This is a genomic window from Pyxidicoccus fallax, from assembly GCF_012933655.1.
In the GTDB taxonomy this organism is placed as follows: Bacteria; Myxococcota; Myxococcia; order Myxococcales; family Myxococcaceae; genus Myxococcus; species Myxococcus fallax.
In genome coordinates, this window is record NZ_JABBJJ010000652.1 from 1 (window position 1) to 2,397 (window position 2,397).

Annotated in this window: 1 protein-coding gene; it reads left to right on the plus strand. The window is 68.1% G+C overall.

Annotation, left to right across the window (positions count from 1 at the left end; translation table 11 throughout):
* Positions 1–378: 378 nt before the first annotated feature.
* Positions 379–2,223, plus strand: a complete 1,845-nt coding sequence (gene typA / locus HG543_RS53115; RefSeq protein ID WP_169352598.1) for a translational GTPase TypA — start codon at positions 379–381, stop codon at positions 2,221–2,223.
* Positions 2,224–2,397 lie beyond the last annotated feature (174 nt).

The window sequence follows — 2,397 nt, forward strand, 5'->3', positions numbered from 1 at the left end:
CACCCACACCGCCCCCCTGGAGGCCCCCGGCCTCGTGGAGGTCCGGGTGGAACGCTTCCTCCGCGAGCGACTGGACGTGCGCACCTCCGCTGCTCCCCACCCACCTCTAGAGGTGGATGCCGGGTGACGGCGGGGTGAAGGTGGGGTGACACACCCCGCCTGGGAGGGAAAACGCCCGCTTCGCGGTTGAAAGCCGGAGGCGCGGAGGGGGTATCTCACCCGGGGGCGGAAGCCGCCTGCCTGGTGGGGGGTCTTCCACGCTCATTGCAGGGGGCGCACTCGCGGCATATAAGCGCCCGCCTTCCGGGTTCCAGTGGGGTTCGGAAGCCCCGGGCGCTTCGGGCGCTCCCCCACCTTATTCATCACCGTTCGGTCCGTATGATTCCTCGCGAAAACATCCGTAACATCGCCATCGTCGCCCACGTTGACCATGGCAAGACCACGCTCGTCGATCACCTGCTTCGCCAGGCGGGCACCTTCCGTAGCAACGAGCACGTCGCCGAACGGGTGATGGACTCGAACGACCTCGAGCGCGAGAGGGGCATCACCATTCTCGCGAAGAACACCGCGGTCAACTACAAGGGCATGCAGATCAACATCATCGACACCCCGGGTCACGCCGACTTCGGTGGTGAGGTGGAGCGCGGTCTGCGCCTCGTGGACGGCGTCGTGCTGCTCGTCGACGCCGCCGAAGGCCCCCTGCCCCAGACGCGCTTCGTGCTCAGCAAGGCGCTGGGCATGGGCCTGAAGACGGTGCTCGTCATCAACAAGATCGACCGCCAGGACGCGCGCGCGCCCGAGGTGCTCGATCAGGTCTACTCGCTCTACATCGACCTGGGCGCGGACGATAAGCAGCTCGAGATGCCCGTGCTCTACACCGTGGCCCGCCACGGTCAGGCGTCCACCCAGCTGGACGTGCCCGGCAAGACGCTGGAGCCGCTGTTCGACGCCATCATCAACCACATCCCGCCTCCGCCCGTCTCGGAGGAGAAGACCCCGCAGCTGCTCGTGGCCAACCTGGACTACGACGACTATGTGGGCCGTCTCGCCGTGGGCCGCGTGCAGGCAGGTCGGCTGACCCCCAACATGCCCGTCTCCGTCGTGCGCGAGGGGGGCAAGGTCCAGCCTGGCAAGATCGTCAAGCTGTACGGCTTCTCCGGCCTGAAGCGCGTGGAGATCCAGGACGCGGGCCCGGGCGAAATCGTCTCCATCGCCGGCATCGAGGACGTGTCCATCGGCGACACCATCGGTGACCCCGAGAAGCCGGTGGCCCTGCCCCGCATCACCGTGGACGAGCCCACGATGATGATGATCTTCAAGGTCAACGACGGGCCGCTCGCGGGCAAGGAGGGCAAGTTCGTCACCTCCCGCAACCTGCGTGAGCGCCTCTACCGCGAGGCCTACCGTAACGTGGCCGTGCGCGTGGAGGACACCGAGACCCCCGACGCGTTCCGCGTGGTGGGCCGTGGCGAGCTCGCCCTGGCTGTCATCATCGAGAACATGCGCCGCGAGGGCTACGAGCTGACCGCCTCGAACCCCGAGCCCATCACCAAGACCATCGACGGCGTGGTGCACGAGCCGATGGAGCTGCTCTTCTGCGACGTGCCGGAGACCAGCGTGGGCGCGGTGACGGAGCGCCTGGGGCCTCGCAAGGGCCGCATGACGGACATGGCGAGCCTGGGCTCGGGCCGTACCCGCCTCCAGTTCCGCATCCCCGCCCGTGGCCTCATCGGCTTCCGCTCGGAGTTCCTCACGATTACCCGCGGTGAGGGCATCATGAGCAGCCAGTTCGACGGCTACGAGCCCTGGTTCGGCTACATCCCGAAGCGCCAGAACGGCGCCATGGTCTCCGACCGCCTCGGCGACACCGTGCCCTACGCGCTCTTCAGCATCCAGGAGCGCGGCGCCCTGTTCGTGGGCGCTGGCGTCACCGTGTACGAGGGGATGATCATCGGCGAGCACTCGCACCCGTCCGAGCTGAACGTCAACGCCTGCCGCGAGAAGAAGCTCACCAACATCCGCGCCGCCGGCCGCGACGAGAACGTCATCCTCGTCCCGCCCCGCGAGATGACCCTGGAGAAGGCGCTGGAGTGGATCGCCGACGACGAGCTCGTCGAGGTGACGCCCAAGTCCGTGCGCATGCGCAAGAAGGCCCTGGCCCTGGGCGAGCGCTACCGCGCCGAGCGCGACCGCAAGCGCGAGGAGCGCGCCGCGGGCGAGTAGTCGCCCCGGTGAGCCTCATGCAGTGACACGAGGGCCCGTTCCCACTCGGGGGCGGGCCCTTCGTGCGTCTGGGGGCTCCCAGCCGCCAAGAAAATGAGGCCCGGGACGCAACCTTGGGCCGGGGGTTCCGATAATGCCGGGGAAGACGCGATTTTTCCCTCCTCCCCCCGGAGC

Bases quoted from the DNA above. Each gene is read 5' to 3' on its own strand.
- typA (WP_169352598.1), top strand. From the start codon at position 379: ATGATTCCTCGCGAAAACATCCGTAACATCGCCATCGTCGCCCACGTT.